Annotated in this window: 16 protein-coding genes; 8 read left to right on the plus strand and 8 right to left on the minus strand. The window is 60.3% G+C overall.

Annotated features, from left to right (window positions below; genetic code table 11):
- The 5 genes from Q0248_RS03115 to Q0248_RS03135 form a co-directional block, all read right to left on the minus strand.
- A partial coding sequence (locus tag Q0248_RS03115) for a ribonucleotide-diphosphate reductase subunit beta (protein WP_299319625.1) occupies positions 1-922 on the minus strand: 922 nt, incomplete at its 3' end.
- 32 nt (positions 923-954) lie between these two features.
- Positions 955-2,112 carry a carboxynorspermidine decarboxylase gene (gene nspC, locus Q0248_RS03120; RefSeq protein WP_299319627.1) on the minus strand — a complete coding sequence of 386 codons (1,158 nt, stop codon included), beginning with the start codon at positions 2,110-2,112 and terminating at the stop codon, positions 955-957.
- 284 nt (positions 2,113-2,396) lie between these two features.
- Positions 2,397-3,332 carry a dihydroorotate dehydrogenase gene (locus Q0248_RS03125; protein ID WP_299319630.1) on the minus strand — a complete coding sequence of 312 codons (936 nt, stop codon included), beginning with the start codon at positions 3,330-3,332 and terminating at the stop codon, positions 2,397-2,399.
- 3 nt (positions 3,333-3,335) lie between these two features.
- Positions 3,336-4,109, minus strand: a complete 774-nt coding sequence (locus tag Q0248_RS03130; RefSeq protein WP_299319633.1) for a dihydroorotate dehydrogenase electron transfer subunit — start codon at positions 4,107-4,109, stop codon at positions 3,336-3,338.
- A gap of 60 nt (positions 4,110-4,169) precedes the next feature.
- The gene (locus Q0248_RS03135; RefSeq protein WP_299319636.1) at positions 4,170-4,625 is read right to left on the minus strand and encodes a helix-turn-helix transcriptional regulator; all 456 of its coding nucleotides are present in this window, start codon (positions 4,623-4,625) and stop codon (positions 4,170-4,172) included.
- Between the two features lie 1,098 nt (positions 4,626-5,723).
- On the opposite strand from Q0248_RS03135, the gene cdd reads away from it, so the two are divergent.
- The 8 genes from cdd (at position 5,724) to Q0248_RS03175 (ending at position 16,312) form a co-directional block, all read left to right on the plus strand.
- Entirely contained in the window at positions 5,724-6,191 is a 468-nt protein-coding gene (gene cdd, locus Q0248_RS03140) for a cytidine deaminase (RefSeq protein ID WP_299319638.1), read from the plus strand.
- Positions 6,192-6,210: 19 nt separating this feature from the next.
- Complete coding sequence (locus tag Q0248_RS03145) at positions 6,211-8,301, plus strand: RNA degradosome polyphosphate kinase (RefSeq protein WP_299319640.1); 2,091 nt, start codon at positions 6,211-6,213, stop codon at positions 8,299-8,301.
- On the plus strand, positions 8,294-9,193 hold the full coding sequence (locus tag Q0248_RS03150; RefSeq protein WP_299319641.1) for a Ppx/GppA family phosphatase: 900 nt from the start codon (positions 8,294-8,296) through the stop codon (positions 9,191-9,193). Before Q0248_RS03145 ends, Q0248_RS03150 begins: the two co-directional genes overlap by 8 nt.
- Before the next feature lie 334 nt (positions 9,194-9,527).
- Complete coding sequence (gene topA, locus Q0248_RS03155; RefSeq protein ID WP_299319644.1) at positions 9,528-11,879, plus strand: type I DNA topoisomerase; 2,352 nt, start codon at positions 9,528-9,530, stop codon at positions 11,877-11,879.
- Complete coding sequence (gene truA / locus Q0248_RS03160) at positions 11,876-12,637, plus strand: tRNA pseudouridine(38-40) synthase TruA (protein WP_299319662.1); 762 nt, start codon at positions 11,876-11,878, stop codon at positions 12,635-12,637. Before topA ends, truA begins: the two co-directional genes overlap by 4 nt.
- A gap of 4 nt (positions 12,638-12,641) precedes the next feature.
- A complete protein-coding gene (kdsB, locus tag Q0248_RS03165; RefSeq protein ID WP_299319647.1) occupies positions 12,642-13,403 on the plus strand; it encodes a 3-deoxy-manno-octulosonate cytidylyltransferase in 762 nt (253 codons plus the stop codon).
- 4 nt (positions 13,404-13,407) lie between these two features.
- On the plus strand, positions 13,408-15,537 hold the full coding sequence (gene dnaG, locus Q0248_RS03170; RefSeq protein WP_299319650.1) for a DNA primase: 2,130 nt from the start codon (positions 13,408-13,410) through the stop codon (positions 15,535-15,537).
- 67 nt (positions 15,538-15,604) lie between these two features.
- Positions 15,605-16,312, plus strand: a complete 708-nt coding sequence (locus tag Q0248_RS03175) for a phosphatase PAP2 family protein (RefSeq protein WP_299319652.1) — start codon at positions 15,605-15,607, stop codon at positions 16,310-16,312.
- A 428-nt stretch (positions 16,313-16,740) separates the two neighbouring features.
- Here the strand turns inward: Q0248_RS03175 and Q0248_RS03180 are convergent, their stop codons facing one another.
- The 3 genes from Q0248_RS03180 to Q0248_RS03190 form a co-directional block, all read right to left on the minus strand.
- Positions 16,741-18,888, minus strand: a complete 2,148-nt coding sequence (locus Q0248_RS03180) for a S46 family peptidase (protein ID WP_299319654.1) — start codon at positions 18,886-18,888, stop codon at positions 16,741-16,743.
- 50 nt (positions 18,889-18,938) lie between these two features.
- A complete protein-coding gene (locus tag Q0248_RS03185; protein ID WP_299319657.1) occupies positions 18,939-20,981 on the minus strand; it encodes a M3 family metallopeptidase in 2,043 nt (680 codons plus the stop codon).
- Between the two features lie 133 nt (positions 20,982-21,114).
- Positions 21,115-21,833 (minus strand): class II fructose-bisphosphate aldolase (locus Q0248_RS03190; protein WP_299319660.1); only part of this gene is annotated, 719 nt, incomplete at its 5' end.

A 21,833-nucleotide genomic window follows, 5' to 3' on the forward strand; every position in this document is an offset into this window, starting at 1 on the left:
TGTCGTGCTTGGTGTAGGCGGTCGGACGCTTGGCGAAGAAGTCGTCTAGGTCGTTGGCGAAGACGTACTCATCGAACCACTCCATGGGCATGTACTGCTCGGTGCTGATGTTGTAGACCTGCCCATAAGCCATCTGCGTCAGGGCCTTGTCGACACGGTACTTCATGAAGTTCAGCATGTCCTGCTTACTGAAGAACTCCAGCTCCCCAGGCTCGTAGATCCAGTCGAGCAGCTCCTCCTCGTAGCTCAGATAGCTACGCACCATACGCTCTACCTCGTTGTAGTCGAGGCGAAGGTCTGGACGCTCCTCAAAGATCTTATTGATAATGTATACCCCCGCATCGGCGTGACACTGCTCATCGATGCTGCTCCAGGAGACCATGTTCGCGGTGTTCTTCAGCATGCCACGGAAGTGGGAAAAGGCCACCATATTGGCGAACTGCGAGAAGAGCGAGGAGTTCTCGATGACGATGGTGAAGAAGAAGAGCTTATGGATGAAGTCCTGCTGACTCGTCAGGTGCTCCTCCGTGAGCTCCAGCTTGCGCTTGAAGACAGGCACCTCAAGGATGCGCTTGAACTCCTCCTCCAGCCCGACGACCTCTAGGAGGCGGGCATAGGCCGAGGAGTGGCGGCATTCGGATTCGCTGAAGGTAGCCCCGAGGTCGTTGAACTCAGGCTTGGGGAGGAAGTCGTAGAGCTTCCCCCAGAAGGTCTTGACCGTCACCTCGACCTGGGCGATGGCCAGGAGGCTTCGCTTGATGACCTCACGCTCCGTGTCGCTGAGCAGCGTCTTGAAGTCCTGGATGTCGTCGCTGAAGTCCACCTCCGAGTGTACCCAGAAGGTACGGTTCATATTGTCAATGAAGACCTGAACCTCGGGGTACTCGAAGGGCTTGTACTCCGTGCGCTTATCGAAAATCATAGTTATATCTGTTTGGCTGAATAGGTTTGGCTCTAGTCCATGCGCCCCTTGTAGTCTGCGTAGTCAAAGGTGCGCAGCAGCTCCACTTCGCCCGAGCTCCGCAGCAGGCTGATGCTGGGGTGGGAGATCCCGTTGAACATTGTGGTCTTGACCGTCGTGTAGTGCAGCATATCCTCAAAGATGATCTGCTCGCCGATCTCTAGGGGGTGGTCGAACTCCCAGTAGCCGATGAAGTCACCACTCAGACAGCTATTCCCCCCGATACGATAGGAGTGGGCCTCGGGGCGATACTCCCCGCTCGTCTTAGCTCCGCGGATCGCAGGCTGGTAGGGCATCTCGAGACAGTCAGGCATGTGGCAGGTGAAGGAGACGTCGACGATGGCCGTACGTATCCCGTGATGCTCCACGATGTCGACGACACGGGAGGTCAGGAAGCCCGTCTGCCAGGCGAAGGCGCTCCCAGGCTCGAGGATGAGCTGGAGCTGGGGATGACGTGCCTTGAACTCCTGCAGCACACGCACGAGGCGCTCCACGTCGTAGTCCTTACGCGTCATCAGGTGTCCGCCGCCCATATTCAGCCACTTGATGTGGAGCAGGATATGGGCAAAGTTGCGCTCGATAAGGCCAAGCGTCACCTCGAGATCTTCGGCCGAGCCCTCGCACAGGGAGTGGAAGTGCAGGCCCTCGATGCCCTCGGGGAGCTCTGCTAGTTCGCTCGCAGGGACGCCGAAGCGTGAGCCTGGGGCGCAGGGATTATATAGGTCGGTCTCGACCGCTGAGTACTCGGGATTGATGCGCAGCCCGAAGGACACGCTACCGTCGCGTGGCATCAAGGGGCGCATACGCTCGATCTGCGATAGGGAGTTGAAGCTGACGTGCGAGCTGTAGCGTAGGATCGTGGGGAACTCCTCCTCGGTATAGGCAGGACTGAAGGTATGCGCCTTAGCGCCCATCTCTTCATAGGCTAGCTGCGCCTCCCAGATAGAGCTGGCCGTGCTGTGGGCGATGTACTCACGTATGATGGGGAAGGTCTTCCACAAGGCATAGGCCTTGAAGGCTAAGATAATCTCCACGCCTGCACGATCGGCGACACTACGGATGAGGCTTAGGTTGGCTCTCAGCTTATCTTCTTCGAGGACGTAGCTCGGTGAAGGTAGCTTGAGGGTATCTAGGGATGGGGCTTGAGTCACTGTTGTTACCTTTCTGTTGATTGAGCTGCAAAGATAAGTAATAATAATCGGAGCGCTTCGGAGAGGCTAGCTGTACTTAATGCTAGCTGCGATGCGTCTGCTCCCTAAAGGGAGGGACTGCCAAGGGGGAGGGCTGAGCTGTCTATGCTATGCGTGCAGCAATCACCGCTATGCACGAATTAAACATAACACAACTAATCATTCAATAGGCTCTGCGGAATGAGCTGATGGATTGCTGGGCGGCACGGCGGTCATTTATCGAGCCTTCGTCCCAAGCCTAGGAACTAGCCCTTGGAAGGTAGCTGGAGAGCTCCGACTAGATCATTCACCGAGGAGAAGCCATGACGACGCATATAGTCCTCGATGCCGTCTACGATCTTGACTGTCGCCGTGGGGTCAACGAAGTTATAGGTACCGACCTCGATCGCTGAGGCCCCAGCGAGGAGGAATTCGATAGCGTCATTGGCGGTGGCGATCCCTCCCATACCGATGATGGGCAGCTTGATCGCCTGCGCCGTCTGCCAGACCATGCGCAGCGCTATGGGCTTGACTGCGGGCCCCGAGAGCCCCCCTGTGACCGTCGAGAGGACGGGACGGCGACGCTCGGCATCGATGGCCATGCCGAGGAGCGTATTGATCATAGAGACGGCATCCGCCCCCTCTGCCTCTACGGCACGGGCGATCTCTGTGATGTCCGTGACATTGGGCGAGAGCTTGACGATAAGCGTCTTGTCGTAGACGGCGCGTACAGCGCGCACCACGGAGGCAGCCCCAGCACAGGTCACGCCAAAGGCCATACCGCCCTCCTTGACATTGGGACAAGAGATATTGAGCTCGATGGCAGGGATACGCTCTAGGGCGTTGATGCGCTCTGCCGTAGCGATATAGTCCTCTACCTGCGAGCCACTCACGTTGACGATCATAGCCGTATCGTAGTCCTTGATGCTGGGGTAGATGTGCTCGCAGAAGTAGTCGACACCCTTATTCTGTAGTCCTACGGCATTGAGCATCCCCGCTGGGGTCTCGGCCATACGCGGATAGGGATTGCCCTGGCGCGGGTGGAGCGTCGTCCCCTTGACCATGATCCCGCCGAGGCGCTGCAGCTCTACGAAGTCCTCGTACTCTAGGCCATAGCCGTAGGTGCCCGAGGCCGTCATGACGGGATTCTTGATGTAGAGCCCTCTCCCGATATGTACGCGCGTATCCAGTGTATTCATCATCGCTTATTTCTTGAGTAGACGGGAATCGAAGACAGGCCCCTCGGTGCATACGCAGGTATTCCCCGTGTCGACGAGGTCCTCCACGCAGCAGAGGCAGGCACCGATGCCGCAGGCCATAGTGTTCTCCAAGGAGACAAAGCAAGGGATCTCACGTGCCTCGGCAACGCGAGCCACGGCGAGCATCATCACCTTGGGCCCGCAGGTATAGACGCGATCGAAGGCCCCCTCCGAGAGGATGGGATGATCTGTCACCCGCCCCTTGATGCCGTCCGAGCCGTCATCCGTCGTATAGTAGACATCCCCCAGCGCCTCGAAGTGCTCGCGCAGCACGATATGCCCCGCCGTACGCCCTCCGAGGAGGATACTCGGCCGCAGGCCGCGCGCGGCAAAGGCACGCGCCAGATAGAGCATAGGCGCTATGCCGACACCTCCACCGATGAGCAGGGGGCGCTCCACCCCCTCCGTGGGGAAGGTATTGCCCAGCGGGAGCAGGAGGCTAAGCTCCGCTCCGTCGGGGAGCTGCGTGAGGACAGAGGTACCCGTGCCTACCCGAGCGATGAGCAGCCACAGCTCGCGCTGCTCTCGGAGCACATTACAGACCGATATGGGGCGTCGGAGCAGGACGAGCCCGCCAGGTACAGCGACCTGAACGAACTGACCTGGGCGCATCTCGGGGAAGTCTCCAGCCTCACGGGGCAGCACCAGGCGCAGCAAATGATTGCCCGCACCCAGTACCTGCGTCTCCACGAGCCTAAAGCGGAGGGAATACTTTTTCATTGATCTATGCGTAAGGGTTAGCCCTACAAAGATACTCCTTATTATATAGAGCCCCCAGCGCTACTCCGTAGGCAGCTCGCTGCGGAAGCGCTCGAAGCTATTATCACTGTAGTAGATGGCGATGTGGTCTATGCTCCTCGTATGGCTGAGCGCTGCCAGCTCGGCCTTCAGCCGCTCGATCTCTAGGCACTGCGCCTCCAGCCGATCGAGGAGTGGAGCTAAGGCTGGGCTATCTGCTGCGGCATCCGCACGAGGAAGCTGACTCGCCCCCTCGAGGGGAAGCGCCGCGCCCCCTCCGAAGAGTAGCCAGTAGGGATCGAGCTCCTCGGGGCTATGGGTCGCGATGACCTTATTGATGATGGGGACATTGATCTCCTGCTTGGCATTGAGGATACCCGAGAGGGTCGATTGAGCTATGCCCACCTTCGCAGCAAATTCCTTTGCCATCATCCCACTTCGCTCGTAGAGTTCTCGCAAGCGTTGAGAGATAGCTCCGAGGTCGAGAAAATCTGCCATTACGTCTCTGTTTTAGCGGTTCCAAACTACGATACAAAGATACACAATTAAGAGTTTACGATTAGCTAATTCCGAATTAAGAAATCGCTCACCGCGAAGCGCGAGCTAAGCCAAACAAGTGCCTTCACCCTCTTTTCGATGCCCTAATTGACACAAGTAAAACTTAACAAACTAGGGTCAAAAAGCTGGGAAACAACACACTAAACCCTGCAGCACGAGACGTAGACCTCTATTCAGATATACCAAAGAACAGACGCACTAAAGCGTTTCGTGATACTACGACTTAGAACAGAATGAATGCAAGATACTTACACCACTCGATCGACAGCTAAGTCGTGGCAGCAGTTCAATCTGCCGAACTACACCCGCCCCACCCAATGCAAGTACACTCCCCTACTCTCCAATTCGCTCCTCCGATTTACAGGCAAGCGCTATTCGGGATACGCTAAGTGCTCGTTGGCTGATTAAATTCGGAGTCAGCAAAGCAATGACAGCCTGTCATGCTCCTTGCTCGAGGGCTTGCTCCTCAATCTGTGGGAGGGAAGCAAGGAACAAGCACGAGCGGCAGCCCAAGACAAAGCTCAGCCCAGTCCAAGCTCGGGGAGCAGCCAGCGCTCCCTAAGCGAGGCTAGAACTTCGGAGGCAAGATGAAGGGAAAAGGAAGGAGGTATGCCGAGCAGCAAGAATAGGCCTCAGCTCCGTGAGGGATATCAGTCAGCGCTGTGATGGATAGCAGTCAGTTCGTCGAGGGATATCCATCAATGTGCTGAGGGATATCAGTCACGGGGCCAAGCGGCGTTAGGCAGACGAGCGAGGGAGGAAGTTCAGATTAGGCGGCCAAGCCTGGACAGAAGCCAGCAGGATGAAGCTAGAGGCTTGGGAGGCTAAGCGAGGAGAGGCTATAGGCAGGCAGCAACCCCCTCGAGAGCACCGCGCCGCACGCTTACTCAGCCTCTCGGGCAAGGCGGCGGAGCAAGTCGGAATTTGTCCGCCACGGCCTTTTTTCGTACTTTGGCTTAGCGCTAGGCGGCTCGCTCTACTCAATGAAGCTAAGCCGCCAGTCGCTCCTTACCCTAACCGCGATACATTATTATATATATGGAGAGAAGCATCAAGATCAACTACCAGGTGCTCCAGCGCAGCGAGCTATCCGAGGAGCAACTACGCCTGGAGGCCGCCGCACTCAAGGCCGCCGAGGGAGCCTACGCCCCCTACAGCCACTTCCATGTAGGGGCAGCCGTCCTGCTCGATAATGGCGAGATCGTGACGGGCTCCAACCAAGAGAACGCTGCCTACCCCTCGGGGATCTGCGCCGAGCGCACAGCCCTCTTCTGGGCAGCCTCCCAGTGGCCCGAGGCGGCAGTAGCGTGTCTGGCCATCGTGGCGACGAACGAGGCAGGGCGTGTCCCCTTCATCTCTCCCTGTGGTGCCTGTCGCCAGGTCATCCTCGAGACCGCTACCCGCTACCGCCCCTTCCCCGTGCTCCTCTGCGGGGAGCAAGAGGCCTTCCTGCTGGAGGACAGCCGCCAGCTGCTGCCCTTCGGCTTTGACGGTAGTGCCCTCTAGCCCCCCAAGACTACCCGCTATGGCCCATCCCAGACGACGGGGACAGCACTTCCCCTACATAGAGCGCGACACGAGCTGGATGTACTTCAATCGCCGCATCCTCATGGAGGCCATGCGCGAAGACCTCCCGCTGCTCGAGTGCTTCAACTATCTCGGGATCTACTCCAATAATCTAGACGAGTTCTTCCGCGTCCGCGTGGCCTCGCTCAGACGTATGGTCGACGCTACGACGGAGGCGACCGAGGCCGAGCGTCGCAAGGCCAAGGAGACGCTGCGCAGCATCCTGAGGCTGAACCAAGAGTATTCCGAGATCTTCGAGGAGACGCTGGAGGCGCTCATGCGTCGCCTAGCGCAGGAGCACATCCACTTCGTCAACGAGCAGGAGCTATCGCCTGCGCAGGCCGAGGAGGTCCTAGACTTCTTCATCCGCAAGATCAATGGTACGACCAGCCCGATCTTCATCAATAGCCCGACCTTCAGCCCTGAGCGCCACCTCCGCGAGACGCTCTACCTGGCGGTCGTCCTATGGCACGAGGCCACGGAGCCCGAGGAGAAGCACGAGATCGCTCTCCTGGAGGTGCCGACGAAGGCGCTGGGGCGCTTCTTCCGCCTCAAGGATCAGGGCGGCGAGAGCTACCTCATGTTCCTCGACGACGTGCTGCGCTACTGCCTCCCCTATATCTTCGTAGGGACGAACTATGCCCGCTACGAGGCTTATGCCTTCAAGTTCACCAAGGACGCCGAGTTCGAGATTGAGCAAGACCTACGCACCAGTGTCATCGAGAAGGTCTCGCGCGGGGTCAAGCGCCGCAAGCGTGGCGAGACGGTACGCGTAGTCTTCGACGCCGCTATGCCCCCAGACGTCCTGAAGCGACTGAGCGATATGGCGGAGCTCAACTTCAGAGACACACGCGTCGGAGGCGGGCGCTACCACAACATGCGCGACCTGATGACGCTCCCCGACTTCGGCCGTAGCGAGCTGCGCTTTGCCCCTCAACCCCCGCTGCGCCCCTCGGCACGCTGCTACCGAGAGAGCCTCATCAAGCGTATCCTGCAGCGTGACCTCTGCATCCACCTCCCCTATCAGAGCTTCGACTACATCCTGAGGCTGCTGCAGGAGGCGGCGATCAATCCCCTTGTCACCGAGATACGCATCTCGCTCTACCGCGTAGCGCACAACTCCAAGGTCATCCGTGCCCTCACCGCCGCTGCACTCAATGGCAAGCGCGTCACTGCGGTCATCGAGCTGCTCGCCCGCTTCGACGAGGAGTCCAATATCGGCTGGAGCAAGAAGATGCAGGACTCGGGCATCAACGTCGTCTTCGGGCACGAGAAGCTGAAGATCCACTCCAAGCTCATCTACATCGCCACCAAGCAGGGCAATATCTCCTGCATCGCCTCGGGCAACCTCCATGAGGGTACAGCTGAGCTCTATACCGACCTCATGCTGATGACCGCCCACGAGGGGATCTGCGCCGATGTGGTACGCGTCTTTGACTTCATCGAGCGCCCCTTCCTCACCACCAAGTTCAAGGAGCTGCTGGTAGCGCCGAACGAGCTGCGCGGCAAGCTCTACCAGCTCATCAACCGCGAGATCCGCCTAGCGCGCAGCGGGCGTAGGGGCTTGATCCGACTCAAGCTGAACCATATCGTCGACGAGCGTATGGTGCAGAAGCTCTATGAGGCCTGCCAGGCGGGGGTCCAGGTGGAGCTCTGCCTGCGTGGCAACTGCTCCCTCGTCCCCGAGGTCCCAGGCTACAGCGAGGGACTCTACATCAATGCCATCATCTCCCGCTATCTCGAGCATACGCGCATCTATATCTTCGGCAACGACGGGGCTCCCCGCTACTTCGTTGGCTCCACGGACTGGATGCCGCGCAATCTCGATAAGCGCGTAGAGGTCATGACGCCCGTCTACGACCCCGATATCCAGCGAGAGCTCGACCTCATCGTAGAGGCAGGGCTCGCCGATACCTCCCAGGGCTACTACACCCGCGAGGGCGTCGTCCATGCCCGCCGCGAGGAGCTCCCGCCAGGCACCGAGCCGTACAACTCACAGCAGGTGCTCTACCAGTATTACAGTGATCGACAAGCCAAGGAACATGAGTAAGTCCCACTACGCAGGTATAGACATCGGCTCCAATGCCGTGCGCCTGCTCATCAAATGCCTCAATGAACCCGGGAGCAGCGAGCCCCTATCCAAGGTGCAGCTCGTGCGTGTCCCCCTCCGTCTCGGAGAGGACGCCTTCACCGAGGGGCGCATCTCCAAGAAGAAGGCTAAGCAGCTCGTCTCCCTCATAAAGGCCTATAGCTCCCTGATGGAGATCTACGAGGTGACGGCCTGGCGTGCCTGTGCCACCTCTGCCATGCGTGATGCCGAGAACGGGCAGGAGCTCGTCGAGCGTATCTACGAGAAGACGGGCATCAAGATCGAGATCATCGACGGCAAGGAGGAGGCCCGCCTCATCTCGGCCGACCTCATGCGCTCGCTCGCTGGGCGCGATGGTGACACCTATTTATATGTAGACGTCGGTGGGGGGAGTACGGAGCTCAACCTCGTCCAGGGCGATCAGCTCATCGACTCACGCTCCTTCGACATCGGTACGATACGTCAGCTCAGTGGGCGGGTGCGCGACGAGGTGCGCGAGGCCTTCGCCGAGCATATACACGAGCTACGTGCACGCTTCGGGGAGCTGCAGTTGGTGGGTACTGGGGGAAATATCAATAAGCTCCTACGCCTGGGTGCTCCCTCCGAGCGCGCCAATATCAATATCCTCCCCGTCGAGAGCCTGCGTGAGGTGGCCGACCAGCTACGCCAGTACACGCCCGAGGAGCGTATGCAGCTCTTCCGCCTCAAGCCCGACCGCGCCGAGGTCATCGTCCCCGCAGCGGACATCTTCCTCACCGTCTCCGAGCTCACGGGCGCCAGCGAGATCATCGTCCCGACCAAAGGGCTCGCCGACGGTATCGTAGACTCCATCTGCCCTATCCTCGCGGGCTGAGCGTCCCCAGCGAGCACCCCTAGCGACTGAGCCGCCCCGTAGACACCCCGTCCACGGAGCGGCTCAGCACTTCGCTAGCGCGGCACTCCTTTCCTCGCACCACTACTCGCACCCTGCACTCCCCTGCTTCCCTAGCCCTCCGCCACAGCCTAGCCAAGCAGGCGACAGCGAGGGTGGCTCCTACTACGAGGATGCGCTCCCGAGCGATTTACCTAGGCCCCGAGCGAGCCTCGAGCTGCGCTCCCCTGCAGTTAAGGCTTTTTGTTACCTTTGCAGCCGGAGGTGCGACGAGCCTCCCCCAGCATTATATACGTAGGTGCAGCCAAATCAGACGATGAACCTAGTCATAGTAGAATCCCCCAAGAAGGCCGAACTCATCCAAGGCTTTCTCAAGAAGCATAAGCTCAATAACTATAAGGTCATGGCCAGCGCGGGTCACGTGCGTGACCTCAAGAGCCATTCCTTCAGCATAGACGTAGCGGACAACTTCCGTCCCGAGTACGTCATCACGGAGGACAAGAAGAGCCTAGTGCGCGAGCTGAAGGAGCAGGCCAAGAAGGCCGACATCGTCTACCTCGCATCCGATGAAGACCGTGAGGGAGAGGCCATCGCCTGGCACCTCAAGGAGGCGCTGGAGCTACAGCCAGAGAAGACTAAGCGCATCGTCTTCCACGAGATCACCGCCGAGGCTTTCCTTCACGCCCTAGAGCATCCCCGCGACATCGACATGCACCTAGTAGACGCCCAGCAGGCGCGCCGCGTACTGGATCGCATCGTGGGCTTCGAGCTCTCGCCTGTACTCTGGAAGCGCATCCGTCCCTCCCTCTCGGCAGGGCGCGTGCAGTCCGTAGCCGTGCGCCTCATCGTAGATCGAGAGCGCGAGATCCGCAGCTTCGTCGCCCAGAGTAGCTACCGCGTGCAGGCCGACTTCCTCCTCCCCTCGGGGAAGACCCTACGCACCGAGCTCAATGAACGCTTCGCTAGTGAAGCCGAAGCCCAGGCGCTGCTAGAGCGCTGCATCGGTGCGCCCTTCCAGATACAGAGCATCACCCGCCGTGCAGGTCGTCGCTCCCCTGCCGCACCCTTCACCACCTCCACGCTGCAGCAGGAGGCCGCGCACAAGCTCGGCTACTCCGTCTCCCAGACCATGCGCCTGGCACAGTCGCTCTACGAATCGGGGTACATCACCTATATGCGTACCGACTCGGTGAACCTCTCGCAGCAGGCGCTGGCTGCCATCGGCCGACAGATCGCCCAGCACCCAGGTGCCGAATACCATCAGCCACGCCAGTACCACACCCGTAGCAAGGGAGCTCAGGAGGCACACGAAGCCATCCGCCCTACCTACATCGACCGCGCTCAGATCGAGGGCAGCGCGCAGGAGCAGCGCCTCTATGACCTCATCCGCAAGCGTACCCTCGCCTCGCAGATGGCCGACGCCCAGCTGGAGCGCACGACCGTGAGCATCCCCGTCGAGGGGACAGAGCACGCCTTCGTCGCTCAGGGCGAGGTGATCACCTTCCGAGGCTTCCTAGACGTCTATATGAGCGCTGGGGATGAGGAGCAGGGCAAGGCCAATCGTCTCCTACCCCAGGTAGCCGAAGGCGAGGCACTCAGCCTCCAGAGCCTGCAGGCCGAGGAGCGCTTCACCCAGCGCCCCGCCCGCTACACCGAAGCCTCTATGGTCAGCAAGATGGAGGAGCTAGGCATAGGCCGCCCCTCGACCTACGCCCCGACGATACAGACGATCCAGAATAGAGGCTACGTCGAGCGCGGTGACCTCCCTGGTGAGGAGCGTAGCTATACCATCCTCCAGCTACAGGACGGCCAGATCAAACGCTCGACCAAGACCGAGATCTACGGCGCCGACAAGGGCAAGCTCCTACCGACAGACGTCGGCATTGTCGTCAATGACTTCCTCGTAGAGCAGTTCCCCAACATCGTGGACTACAACTTCACGGCGCGTGTCGAGGAGGACTTCGACACCATCGCCGAGGGAGGCACGCAGTGGGACGGCGTCATCGGAGACTTCTACACGGGCTTCCATCCCGAGGTGGACCGTGCCATCAGTGAGCGCAGCGAGCACCGTGTGGGGCAGCGCGTCCTAGGGGTAGATCCCGCCACGGGGCTACGCGTATCGGTGAGCATAGGCCGCTATGGCCCCATGGCACAGCTCGGGACGCAGGAGGACGAGGCTAAGCCTCGCTTCGCCTCCCTCCAGTCGGGGCAGTCCCTCGAAACCATCACCCTGGAGGATGCGCTGGAGCTCTTCAAGTTGCCCAAGGTCATCGGTCAGTACGAGGGTGAGGACCTCCTCGTCGCCACGGGACGCTTCGGTCCCTATGTGCGCCACGCAGGGAAGTTCTACAGCCTCCCCGAGGGACTAGACCCGCTGAGCTGCACCGCCGACCAAGCCATCGAGCTGATCCAGACCAAGCGCCAGGCTGAGCAACAGAGCCTACTCCGTAGCTTCGATGAGGATCCCGAACTCGAGATCCGCACGGGACGCTTTGGCCCCTACATCAAGTACAAGGGCTCGAACTACAAGCTCCCCAAGGACAGCGACATTCCCTCCCTCAGCTACGCGGCTTGCCTCGAGCTGATCCAAAGCAGCGGTAGCAAGCCTACCCGCAAGAGCTCGAGCCGTGCGCGCTCCAGCTCTACGACGAGACGCCGCAAGTCCTGATGCGCTACTTCATCACACTCCTCTATAAAGGCACGGCATATAGTGGCTGGCAGACCCAGCCTGACGCCCCGACGGTGCAGGAGACCATCGAGCGTGCCTTGACCTTGGTCTCTCGCAGTCCCGAGCCTATCTCCATCGTGGGGGCAGGACGTACCGACGCTGGGGTACATGCTCGTGCCATGGTAGCACACATCGATCTCGACCTAAGCCTAGAGGAGGCCGAGGAGCTACGCTTCCGCGCCGACCGCTACCTGCCCCACGACATCGCCCTACGCAGCATCGTCCCCGTCAGCGAAGAGGCGCATGCCCGCTTCAGCGCTACGGCCCGCACCTATCGCTATTATCTGACGACGAAGAAGAACCCCTTCGCCGAGGAGCAGATGCTGCACATACACTTCGACCTGGACTTTGAGCGCATGAACGCCGCAGCAGCCCAGCTGATGAACTACAGCGACTTCACGAGCTTCAGTAAGCTGCACACGGACGTCAAGACCAATAACTGCCGCGTCACCGAGGCCTATTGGCAGGCAGGGGCTCACGACGGCGAGTGGATCTTCACCATAACGGCAGACCGCTTCCTGCGCAATATGGTGCGCGCCATCGTCGGCACGCTCCTGCAGGTGGGTAAGGGTCGCCTAAGCCCCGAGGACTTCGCTGCTATCATCGAGTCCAAGGACAGAGGCCGAGCAGCCGCCTCGGCTCCAGCACATGCCCTCTATCTAGAGCATGTCGCCTATCCCCCCTCCATTTACCTATAGCCCTATGCGTATCCTCACGATCATCCCAGCACGCTATGCCTCCACCCGCTTTCCTGGCAAGCCGCTAGCCAAGATCGGAGACAAGGAGATGATCCTCCATGTCCTCGAGCGGGCCAGTCGTATCAGCCCCAGCCTCTACGTCGCGACCGACGACGAGCGCATAGCCAGCTGCGTACGGCAGGCGGGCTACGAGGCCATCATGACCTCGAGCGACCTACGCTCGGGCACAGAGCGCTGCATCCAGGCCTATGAGCGACTGGGGCAGGAGGCCGATATACTTGTGAACCTACAGGGAGATGAGCCCTTCATCGCCGCCGAGCATATCGAGCTGCTGCTGGCGGCCTTCGAGGACCCCGAGGTAGACATCGCTACCCTAGCGCAGCCCTTCGGTGAGGAGTGCAGCGATGAGGAGCTGGCGAACCCCAACGCCGTCAAGGTCGTACGAGGTCAGCGTGGCCAGGCGCTCTATTTCAGTCGCTCGGTCATCCCTTACCTACGAGGGACGAAGGAGGGTTGGGCTCACCAGCATCGCTACCTCAAACACATAGGCCTCTATGCCTTCCGCACGAAGATCCTTCCCCAGCTGCAGCAGCTCCCCGACTCCCCGCTGGAGCTCGCCGAGAGCCTAGAGCAGCTTCGCTGGCTCGACGCTGGCTATCGCATACAGGTGCAGTACACCGAGCTCGGGACCGTTGGTATCGACACGCCCGAGGACCTCGAGGAGCTCAGCGCGCTGATCCTCGAGCGCGGCCACACGCAGGACTAAGGGCATGATCGACCAGCAGACCCGACAGCGCATCATCGACACAGCGCAGATCCTCGATGTCGTCAGCGACTTCGTCAGCCTACGACGTCAGGGGATCAGCTACGTGGGTCTGTGCCCCTTCCACAGCGATCGGCACCCTTCCTTCTACGTCACTCCCTCCAAGAATATCTGCAAGTGCTTCTCCTGCGGTGAGGGGGGCACACCGCTCAACTTCATCATGAAGCACGAGCAGCTGTCCTATACCGAGGCTCTGAAGTACCTAGCGAAGAAGTACAACATCGAGGTCGTAGAGCGTGAGGAGACCGAGGAGGAGAAGCAGCGCAACAACGAGCGCGAGAGCCTCTTCATCGTCAATGACTTCGCTGCGAAGTTCTTCCAGCAGCAGCTGACGGAGACAGAGGAAGGCCGCAGCATAGGCCTCAGCTACTTCCGCGAGCGTGGGATACGCCCCGAGACCATCGAGAAGTTTGGTCTGGGCTACTCCCCTGAGGACAAGTCCGCCCTCAGCACACAGGCGCAGAAGGCAGGCTACAGCCTCAAGCGCCTCATCGACGTAGGGCTGTGCTCGCAGTACGAGGACAGGCCGGGGCTTGTACTGGATCGCTTCCGTGGCCGCATCATCTTCCCCGTGCGCAACCTCAGCGGACGCTACGTAGCCTTCGGGGGACGCGTCATGAGTAGCCAGGCCAAGACGGCGAAGTACGTCAACTCCCCCGAGAGCATCATCTACTCCAAGAGCCGCGAGCTCTACGGCCTCTACTGGGCTAAGGGCGCCATCTCCAAGGCCAATAAGTGCTATCTCGTCGAGGGCTACACCGACGTCCTCTCCATGCACCAGGCCGGGATAGAGCACGTCGTATCGAGCTCGGGCACGGCACTTACCCTCGATCAGATCCGCCTGCTACGGCGCTTCACGCCGAATATCACCGTCCTCTACGACGGCGATGCTGCAGGCATACGAGCAGCGCTCCGCGGGATCGATCTCCTGCTGGAGGAGGGCTGTCGCATCAAGGTCGTCCTGCTCCCCGAGGGTGAGGACCCAGACTCCTTCGCTCGCAACCATAGCCCGAGCGAACTGAAGGCCTTCCTTGACGCCGAGGAGACTGACTTCATTCACTTCAAGATCCAGCTCTATCAGGAGGAGATGCAGCGCGACCCTATGCGCCGTGCCGAACTGATCTCGGACATCATGCGCAGCATCGCGCTCATCCCCGACAGCATACAGCGCGCCGTCCTACTGCAGTCCTCAGCGAGCCTGCTGCGTATGGACGAGCAGCTGCTGATCGCTGAGGTCAACAAGCTCCGCCGCCAGGGTATCACGGCGCATCCCTACGCCACCGCTCCAGCACGCCCTACCCCGCTAGCGCAGCCACAACAGCCCGCAGCGACTGCGAGCCCAGTGCCTCAGCCTAGTCAAGGCGTGCCAGTCCATGCGGCTGCGGATAGTACCCCTGCACCCGAGCCCCCCACTCCAGCACCCGCGAACTCTATTGCCCCCGCAGAGCGAGAGCTCATGCAGCTACTCCTCCTGCACAGCCGGCAGACGATCCTCATCGGTACGGGACTGGCTAGCCCCGATGAGGAAGGGCAGCCCTACCCTAGCGCGCCCACGGAGTTCGTCCTCGGCCCCTTCGTCCAGCGAGAGCTCGAGATCGATGGGCTGAGTAGCCTCTACACGCCCCTCTTCGCCTTCTTCATGGAGGAGCTCCAGGCATTGCCCCCAGAGGGACAAGACCCGCTGAGCTACTTCACCAACCACCCCAACCCCGAGCTACGTAGCCTCTCCACCGAGCTCCTCAGTGGTAGCGAAGCGCTCGAATATCGTCCCAGCTTCACCAGCTCCCTAGCCTTCACGCGTATGATGGGCCAGAGCTCGGAGGCGGATGCCGAGAGTCAGCTCCTGCAGCAGGCTGAGGAGACGCTCTACTATGGATCGCTCACGATGCGCGTATGCAATAGCTACAAGATGGCTATGCTGATCAAGTACATGGTAGAGATCAACCAGCAGATCAAGCAGGCCCAGCGCGCGGGCGATCTAGAGACCCTCACCGAGCTCGTCCAGGAGCTCAGCCTGCTCAACGAATCCAAACGCCGCCTCTCCGCCCTGCTCGGAGACCGCACCATCGTGGGCTAGTTAGCCTAGCCCTAGCCGCGGCCTAAACCTAGCCCCGAGCGCCCGCATTCACCTTTACCCAAGCAAGATGACCGTACCCTTCCTTCCTGGCGAGATCGAGCTGCTCCAGGCCATCAATGGCACGCATAGCCCCTTCTGGGACGCAGCCATGTGGCTGATCTCCAACTTCGCCGCGTGGATCTACCCAGGCTTCGCCCTACTCTTCTTCCTCTTCTGGCGCAAGCCCACGAGCGAGGCCCTACTTCTCCTGCTCTGTGTCGGACTCTGCATCGCGCTGGGCGATCTGATGAGCTCGGGTATCGCGAAGCCCTTCTTCACCCGTCTCCGCCCCACACACAGCCCTTGGCTGCAGGAGGGGCTACACTACGTCTACGGCTACCATGGAGGCAAGTACGGATTCTTCTCGGGACACTCGGCCAACTATACTTCGGTGGCTACGCTCCTTTGCCTCACCTTCCGCGACCGCCGCTTCACCCTCGTCCTGGCTGTGCTCGTTGGCTGGGTCATCTACAGCCGCATGTACCTCGGGGCACACTTCCTCTCGGATTGTCTCGTAGGTATCGCTGTAGGGCTCCTGGTGGCGCAGCTCGTCTACCGCATCTACCTCTGGCTGCGTAGGCAGCTCCTCTCCACGGGCAAGCGCCAGCCTCAGGCGATCTACCGCTCAGGACTGGGCTACCTAAGTCTCGCGCTAGCGATGACCATCCCCCTGACGCTGACCATGGCGCTACAGGTGAGCCGCATCGTGCGGGATGCACTGGCAGCGGCGGTCTAAAACACACATCCTCCCAAGCAATAAAGCGGGGCGACTACAGCGGTGTAGTCGCCCCACTTCGTTTAGTGAGGCTCTGAGCGCTCCTCGGGTGCATAGATCAGTTGGACTGTACGCTGCTGGAGGAAGACTTAGCCTCGCCCAAGGAGACGGTCGCTGACTAGGCTGCTTCGCTTAGCTCAAGCCACTTATAGAGTGGCTTGAGCTAGGTAAAGCAAGCAGGCACCCTTAGGAGAGCTCACTGAGAGATATCCCTCAGCCGCCTGACTGCTATCTCTCACGCCTCTCATGGACGTCCCTCAGCGTGCTCACTGATATCTCTCGGGAGCCCTCCCCCATAAACGAAGCGCCCCGCTGGGGCTATATGCTCCAGCGGGGCGCCTAAAGGATGAGGAAGGCGGACTATCAATCCGTCAGCCCTCGGGGACAGCCTAGCGCAGGCTAAGCTCCTCGATGAGGCGGGGGCACTTACCCCACTTGTCGATCGTGAAGAGGACGTAGCGAATGTCTACGATGATCGTGCGCTGCAGCTGAGGCTCGAACTCGATATCACCGCTCATCGCATCCCAGTTGCCGTCGAAGGCAAGCCCGAAGACACGACCGTTCTTGTCGAAGACAGGGCTACCCGAGTTACCACCGGTGATATCGTTGTTGGAGATGAAGTTGACATGCAGCTCGCCGCTCTTATCCGCCCAGCGTCCCCAGTCCTTCTTCTTCAGCAGATCGAGGAAGGAGCTAGCGACCACATAGTCGGGATTAGCCGTATCGGCATTCTTCTCCAGAATACCACGAGGCGTGGTGAAGTAGTCGTACTCCGTAGCGTCTGCAGGCGAATAGGGCTTGATGGAGCCATAGCTGAGGCGCATCGTCGAGTTGGCATCGCTAGGCATGGGCTTCGAGGGATTCATCTGCTGACGGCCTGCGAAGTAGAGGCGATTGCCACGGCTGATGGCCTCATCGTAGCGGTTCAGCTCCTTGCCGAGTGGGAGGATGATCTCACGCAGGCTCAGAGCGAGCTTGTAGGCAGGATCCTCTGCGAGGACGTGGGAGAAGTCCTCACGCTCGATCGCAGCGAGCACCTTGTCCTTGTAGGGGACGATGCTCTTGGCGAAGAGAGCCTTGGCATAGGCCTTAGTATCGCCCTTGTAGTCGCGGTCGATCTGGGCGAAGAGCGCAGCTACACGCTCAGAGCTGACGCGCTGACGCAGGATGTCGAGCATCGCGGGCAGGACACGCTCGTCAAGGCTGGGGACGTAGTTCTTGTACACATCCTCGATGCCGGCCTTGATCTTAGCACCATGCTCGGCCATATCCTTGTAGCGGATATCCTTGAGCCCGTAGGCAAGGGCTGCAACCTCCATACCGCTATAGGCCTCGGTGAGGTAGGTATAGTCACGCATCAATGCAGCCTGCCCCTTGTAGGCTTGCTCCATCTCCGAGAGCAGCCCCTGATAGACCTTGGTAGCCTTGCCGCCCTGGGCGACCCACTGGTTGAAGGCCTGCTCCTCGGCACGCTTAGCGCCGAGGACATCGAGCTTGACCAGGGCCTTGTTCATCCCGATGGAGTTCTTCCAGTAGTTGGAGCTGCGGGCGTACTTGGAGGCATACTTGATGCGGGTAGCCTGATCGGCCTGCATCGCAGCCCACCAGAGCTCCTGCTTGGCGCCACGCACCTCGATACGGGGAGCGTTCTGGTCCGCCATACGGTTCTGAATGGCGAAGGAGGGGATATAGCGACTCGTCGAGCCGGGGAAGCCGATGGTCATCGCATAGTCACCCTTCTGGTAGCCTTCGGTAGAGACCGTAGCGTGGTACTTAGGCTTGTAGGGGACGTTGTCCTTGCTGTAGTCAGCGGGCGCATTGTCCTTGCCAGCGTAGACGCGGAAGACGGAGAAGTCCCCCGTCTGGCGAGGCCACATCCAGTTGTCCGTATCACCGCCGAACTTACCTACCGACCCCGGAGGAGCGAAGACAAGGCGGATGTCGGTGAAGACGTCGTAGGTCAGCAGGTAGTACTTATTGTTGGCGTAGTAAGGGCGCACCTCGATGCGCTTGTGATCCGACTTGAGGCGACGCCCCTCAGCGATCTCCAGTGCGTCGCAGATCTTGCGGATCTGAGCTAGGCGGTCGAGCTCGTCCTTAGGCTTCTTGAGCTGAGCGAGGATCTCCTTGGTCACGTCCTTGATCGAGCTCAGGTAGCTGATGGTGAGGCCCTCGATGGGGAGCTCCTCGGAAAACTGCTGCGAGACGAAGCCGTCACGCAGGTAGTCGTGGTCGACGGCACTCACCGACTGGATAGCGTCGAAGCCACAGTGGTGATTGGTGAAGACCAGCCCCTTATCCGAGACGGTGACCCCCGTACAGCCGCGTCCGAAGATGACGACAGAGTTAGCGACGCTGGGCTTATCCAGCGAATATAGGGAGTCGATGGGCAGACGGAAGCCAAGCTCCTTCATCTGCGCAATGTTCTCCTTCGTGAGCTCGTTGAGGAGCCACATCCCCTTGTCGGCACGTGCCTGTACGCCCAGCGAGAGCGCAGCGACACCGAGGACAAGAGCCTTGCGAAGTAGTTGCTTCATTGGTTCATTATTATAGGGTGATGGTGAATGTACGTATCGTCCGAGAGCGGCTAGGCCTCTAGCCCATCTCGGCGCAGGAGCGCTGCGATGCTCGCCTCCTTGCCTCTGAAGGCCTGATAAAGCACGGCAGCATCGCGCTTGTCGCCCTGGGAGAGAACCTCGCGACGGAAGCGCTCGGCCGTCTCCTGAGAGAAGATCCCTTCCTCCTGGAAGGCGGCGAAGGCATCGGCGTCAAGCACCTCAGCCCATTTGTAGCCGTAGTAGCCCGCGCTGTAGCCCCCCGAGAAGATGTGCCCGAAGGAGGTGCTCATCAGGCACGGAGCAGGCGCGGCTGGCAGTAGGACAGCCTTAGCCCAGGCCTCTTCCTCAAAGGCCTTCACGTCCAGCGTCTCGGGCAAGGCCTCCCTAATCCCATGCCAAGCGAGGTCAAGGTAGCCGAAGCTCAGCTGGCGGCAGGCAGCATAGCCCACGAGGAAGTGACGTGCACGCTCCATACGCTCTAAGAGCGCCTCGGGCAGCGCCTCTCCGCTCTGGTAGTGATAGGCGAAGCTCTCAAGCCAGCTACGCTCGTCGAGCCAGTTCTCCATCAGCTGGCTAGGCAGCTCGACGAAGTCACGGACGACGTTCGTCCCGCTCAGCAAGCGGTAGCGACAGGCCGCGAACATCCCGTGCAGCGCATGGCCGAACTCGTGGAGGAAGGTGCGCACCTCCCCGGGCGTCAGCAGCGCGGGGCGTTCTGCCGTAGGGGGCGTGAAGTTCATCACCAAGACGATGTGCGGACGATGGTCCTCGCCCGTAGCTTCATGATACTGTTCCTGCAGGTTGTTCATCCAGGCCCCACTCTGCTTGTCCTCCCGCGGGAAGAAGTCGGTGTACAGCAGCCCGAGGTACGAGCCATCGCGGTCATGCACCTCGTAGGTATGTACGTCGGGATGATAGACGGGGAGGTCCTTGCGCTCATGAAAGCTGATCCCATAGAGCCTTTGGGCAAGGCCGAAGACCGCCTCCGAGACATGGGAGAGCTCGAAGTAAGGACGTAGCTCCTCCTCGTTCAGCTCATAGTAGGCTTGCTTATAGCGCTCCGCCCAATAGGCCCAGTCCCAGGGCTGTAGCGGGAGCGTCTGCCCCTGCTTCTGAGCAAAGGCAGCAACCTCCTCCAGCTCTCGTTCGGCTACGGGCTTATAGGCCACGAGCAGCTCGTCCAGCAGCCTATAGACTGCTTCGGGAGAGCCTGCCATGCGCTTGGAGAGAACCTTATCAGCGTAGGACTGCGCGCCTAGGAGCTGGGCGTACTCGAGGCGGAGATTAGCCAGACGGCGAACGATGCCTCGGTTGTCATACTCATCGCCCTTGGCCCCCAGGCTCATCTTCGACAGATACATCTGCTCTCGGAGCTGGCGATCGGGGCAGTGCGCCATGAAGGGGAAGAAGCTCGGTGCCGCGAGCGTAAAGACCCAGCCCTCGAGCCCACGAGCTCGCGCCAGCTCGGCTGCAGCCTCGAGGCTAACGGCTGGCAGACCAGCCACCTGCTCGGGATCGGTGAGGTGTAGACTGTAGCGCTGCTGGTCCTTGAGGTTGTTCTGCCCAAAGCGTAGGCTCAGCTCGCTCAGCTCCTGCTTGACCTGACGGAGGCGCTCCTTTTTCTCCGGCTCTAGGGCGGCACCGCTCTCACTGAAGTACTCCCAGCTGCGCTGCAGCAGGCGTGCATCCTCCTCATCTAGGTCCAGCGACTCGCGCTGCTCCCAGAGCTGACGCACTCGGGCAAAGAGTGTCTCGGAGAGGAGGATATAGGAGGACAATTCGGAGAGCTCGGGCGTCAGCTCCTGGCTGATCTCCATCAGCTCGTCGCTCGCCTCGGCATGTAGGAGGTTATAGAAGATCCCCGAGACCCATTCGAGTTCGGCGCCACTACGCTCCAGAGCAAGGATCGTATTGGCGAAGGTCGGCTCCTCCCTCTGGGCGATCAAGGCGTCGACCTCCGCACGCTTAGCCGCGATGGCATGGCGGAAGGCCTCTCGGAAGTCCCCCGCCTGTACCTGGTCGAAGGCATAGGCTCCATGCGGCAGGGTGCTGGACGAATAAATGCTATTCATACACTAGCGTAAAAAGACAAGAGGCTACCTGCCCTCGCTCCTCCGTATCGGGAGGAAGAACGGCAGGTAGCCTCTAGGCGCACGCAGCGAACCTTAGGCGGCAAGCCTAGAGGATCGGTCAGCGTGTGATTGATTAGATACGGTCGTTCGAACCGAGGACGTTGAGCACCTTGTGCATGTACAGCTTCTTGAGCGAGTCACGAGCTGGGCCGAGATACTTGCGGGGGTCGAACTCAGCGGGGTTCGTAGCGAAGACCTTGCGGATAGCAGCGGTCATAGCCAGACGGCCGTCGGAGTCGATGTTGATCTTGCAGACAGCGCTCTTAGCAGCCTGACGGAGCTGCTCCTCGGGGATACCGACAGCATCCTTCAGCGCACCGCCGTACTGGTTGATCGTAGCGACTTCGTCCTGGGGCACGGAGCTGGAGCCGTGGAGCACGATGGGGAAGCCAGGGATCTGCTTCTCGATCTCAGCGAGGATGTCGAAGCGGAGGGGGGGAGGTACGAGGATGCCGTTAGCATCGCGCTTGCACTGCTCGGGCGTGAACTTGTTAGCCCCGTGCGAGGTACCGATCGAGATAGCGAGCGAGTCTACCCCCGTCTTGCTGACGAAGTCGATCACTTCCTCGGGCTCGGTGTAGGTGTGGTGCTCAGCTACGACATCGTCTTCGATACCAGCCAGGACACCGAGCTCACCTTCTACCGTGACATCGTACTGGTGTGCGTAGTCTACGACAGACTTGGTCAGCGCTACGTTCTCGTCGTAGGGCAGGTGCGAGCCGTCGATCATCACAGAGGAGAAGCCCATCTCGATACAGCTCTTGCAGAGCTCGAGGCTATCACCGTGGTCGA

Origin of the sequence: uncultured Porphyromonas sp. (genome assembly GCF_938046015.1) — a bacterium.
GTDB lineage: Bacteria > Bacteroidota > Bacteroidia > Bacteroidales > Porphyromonadaceae > Porphyromonas.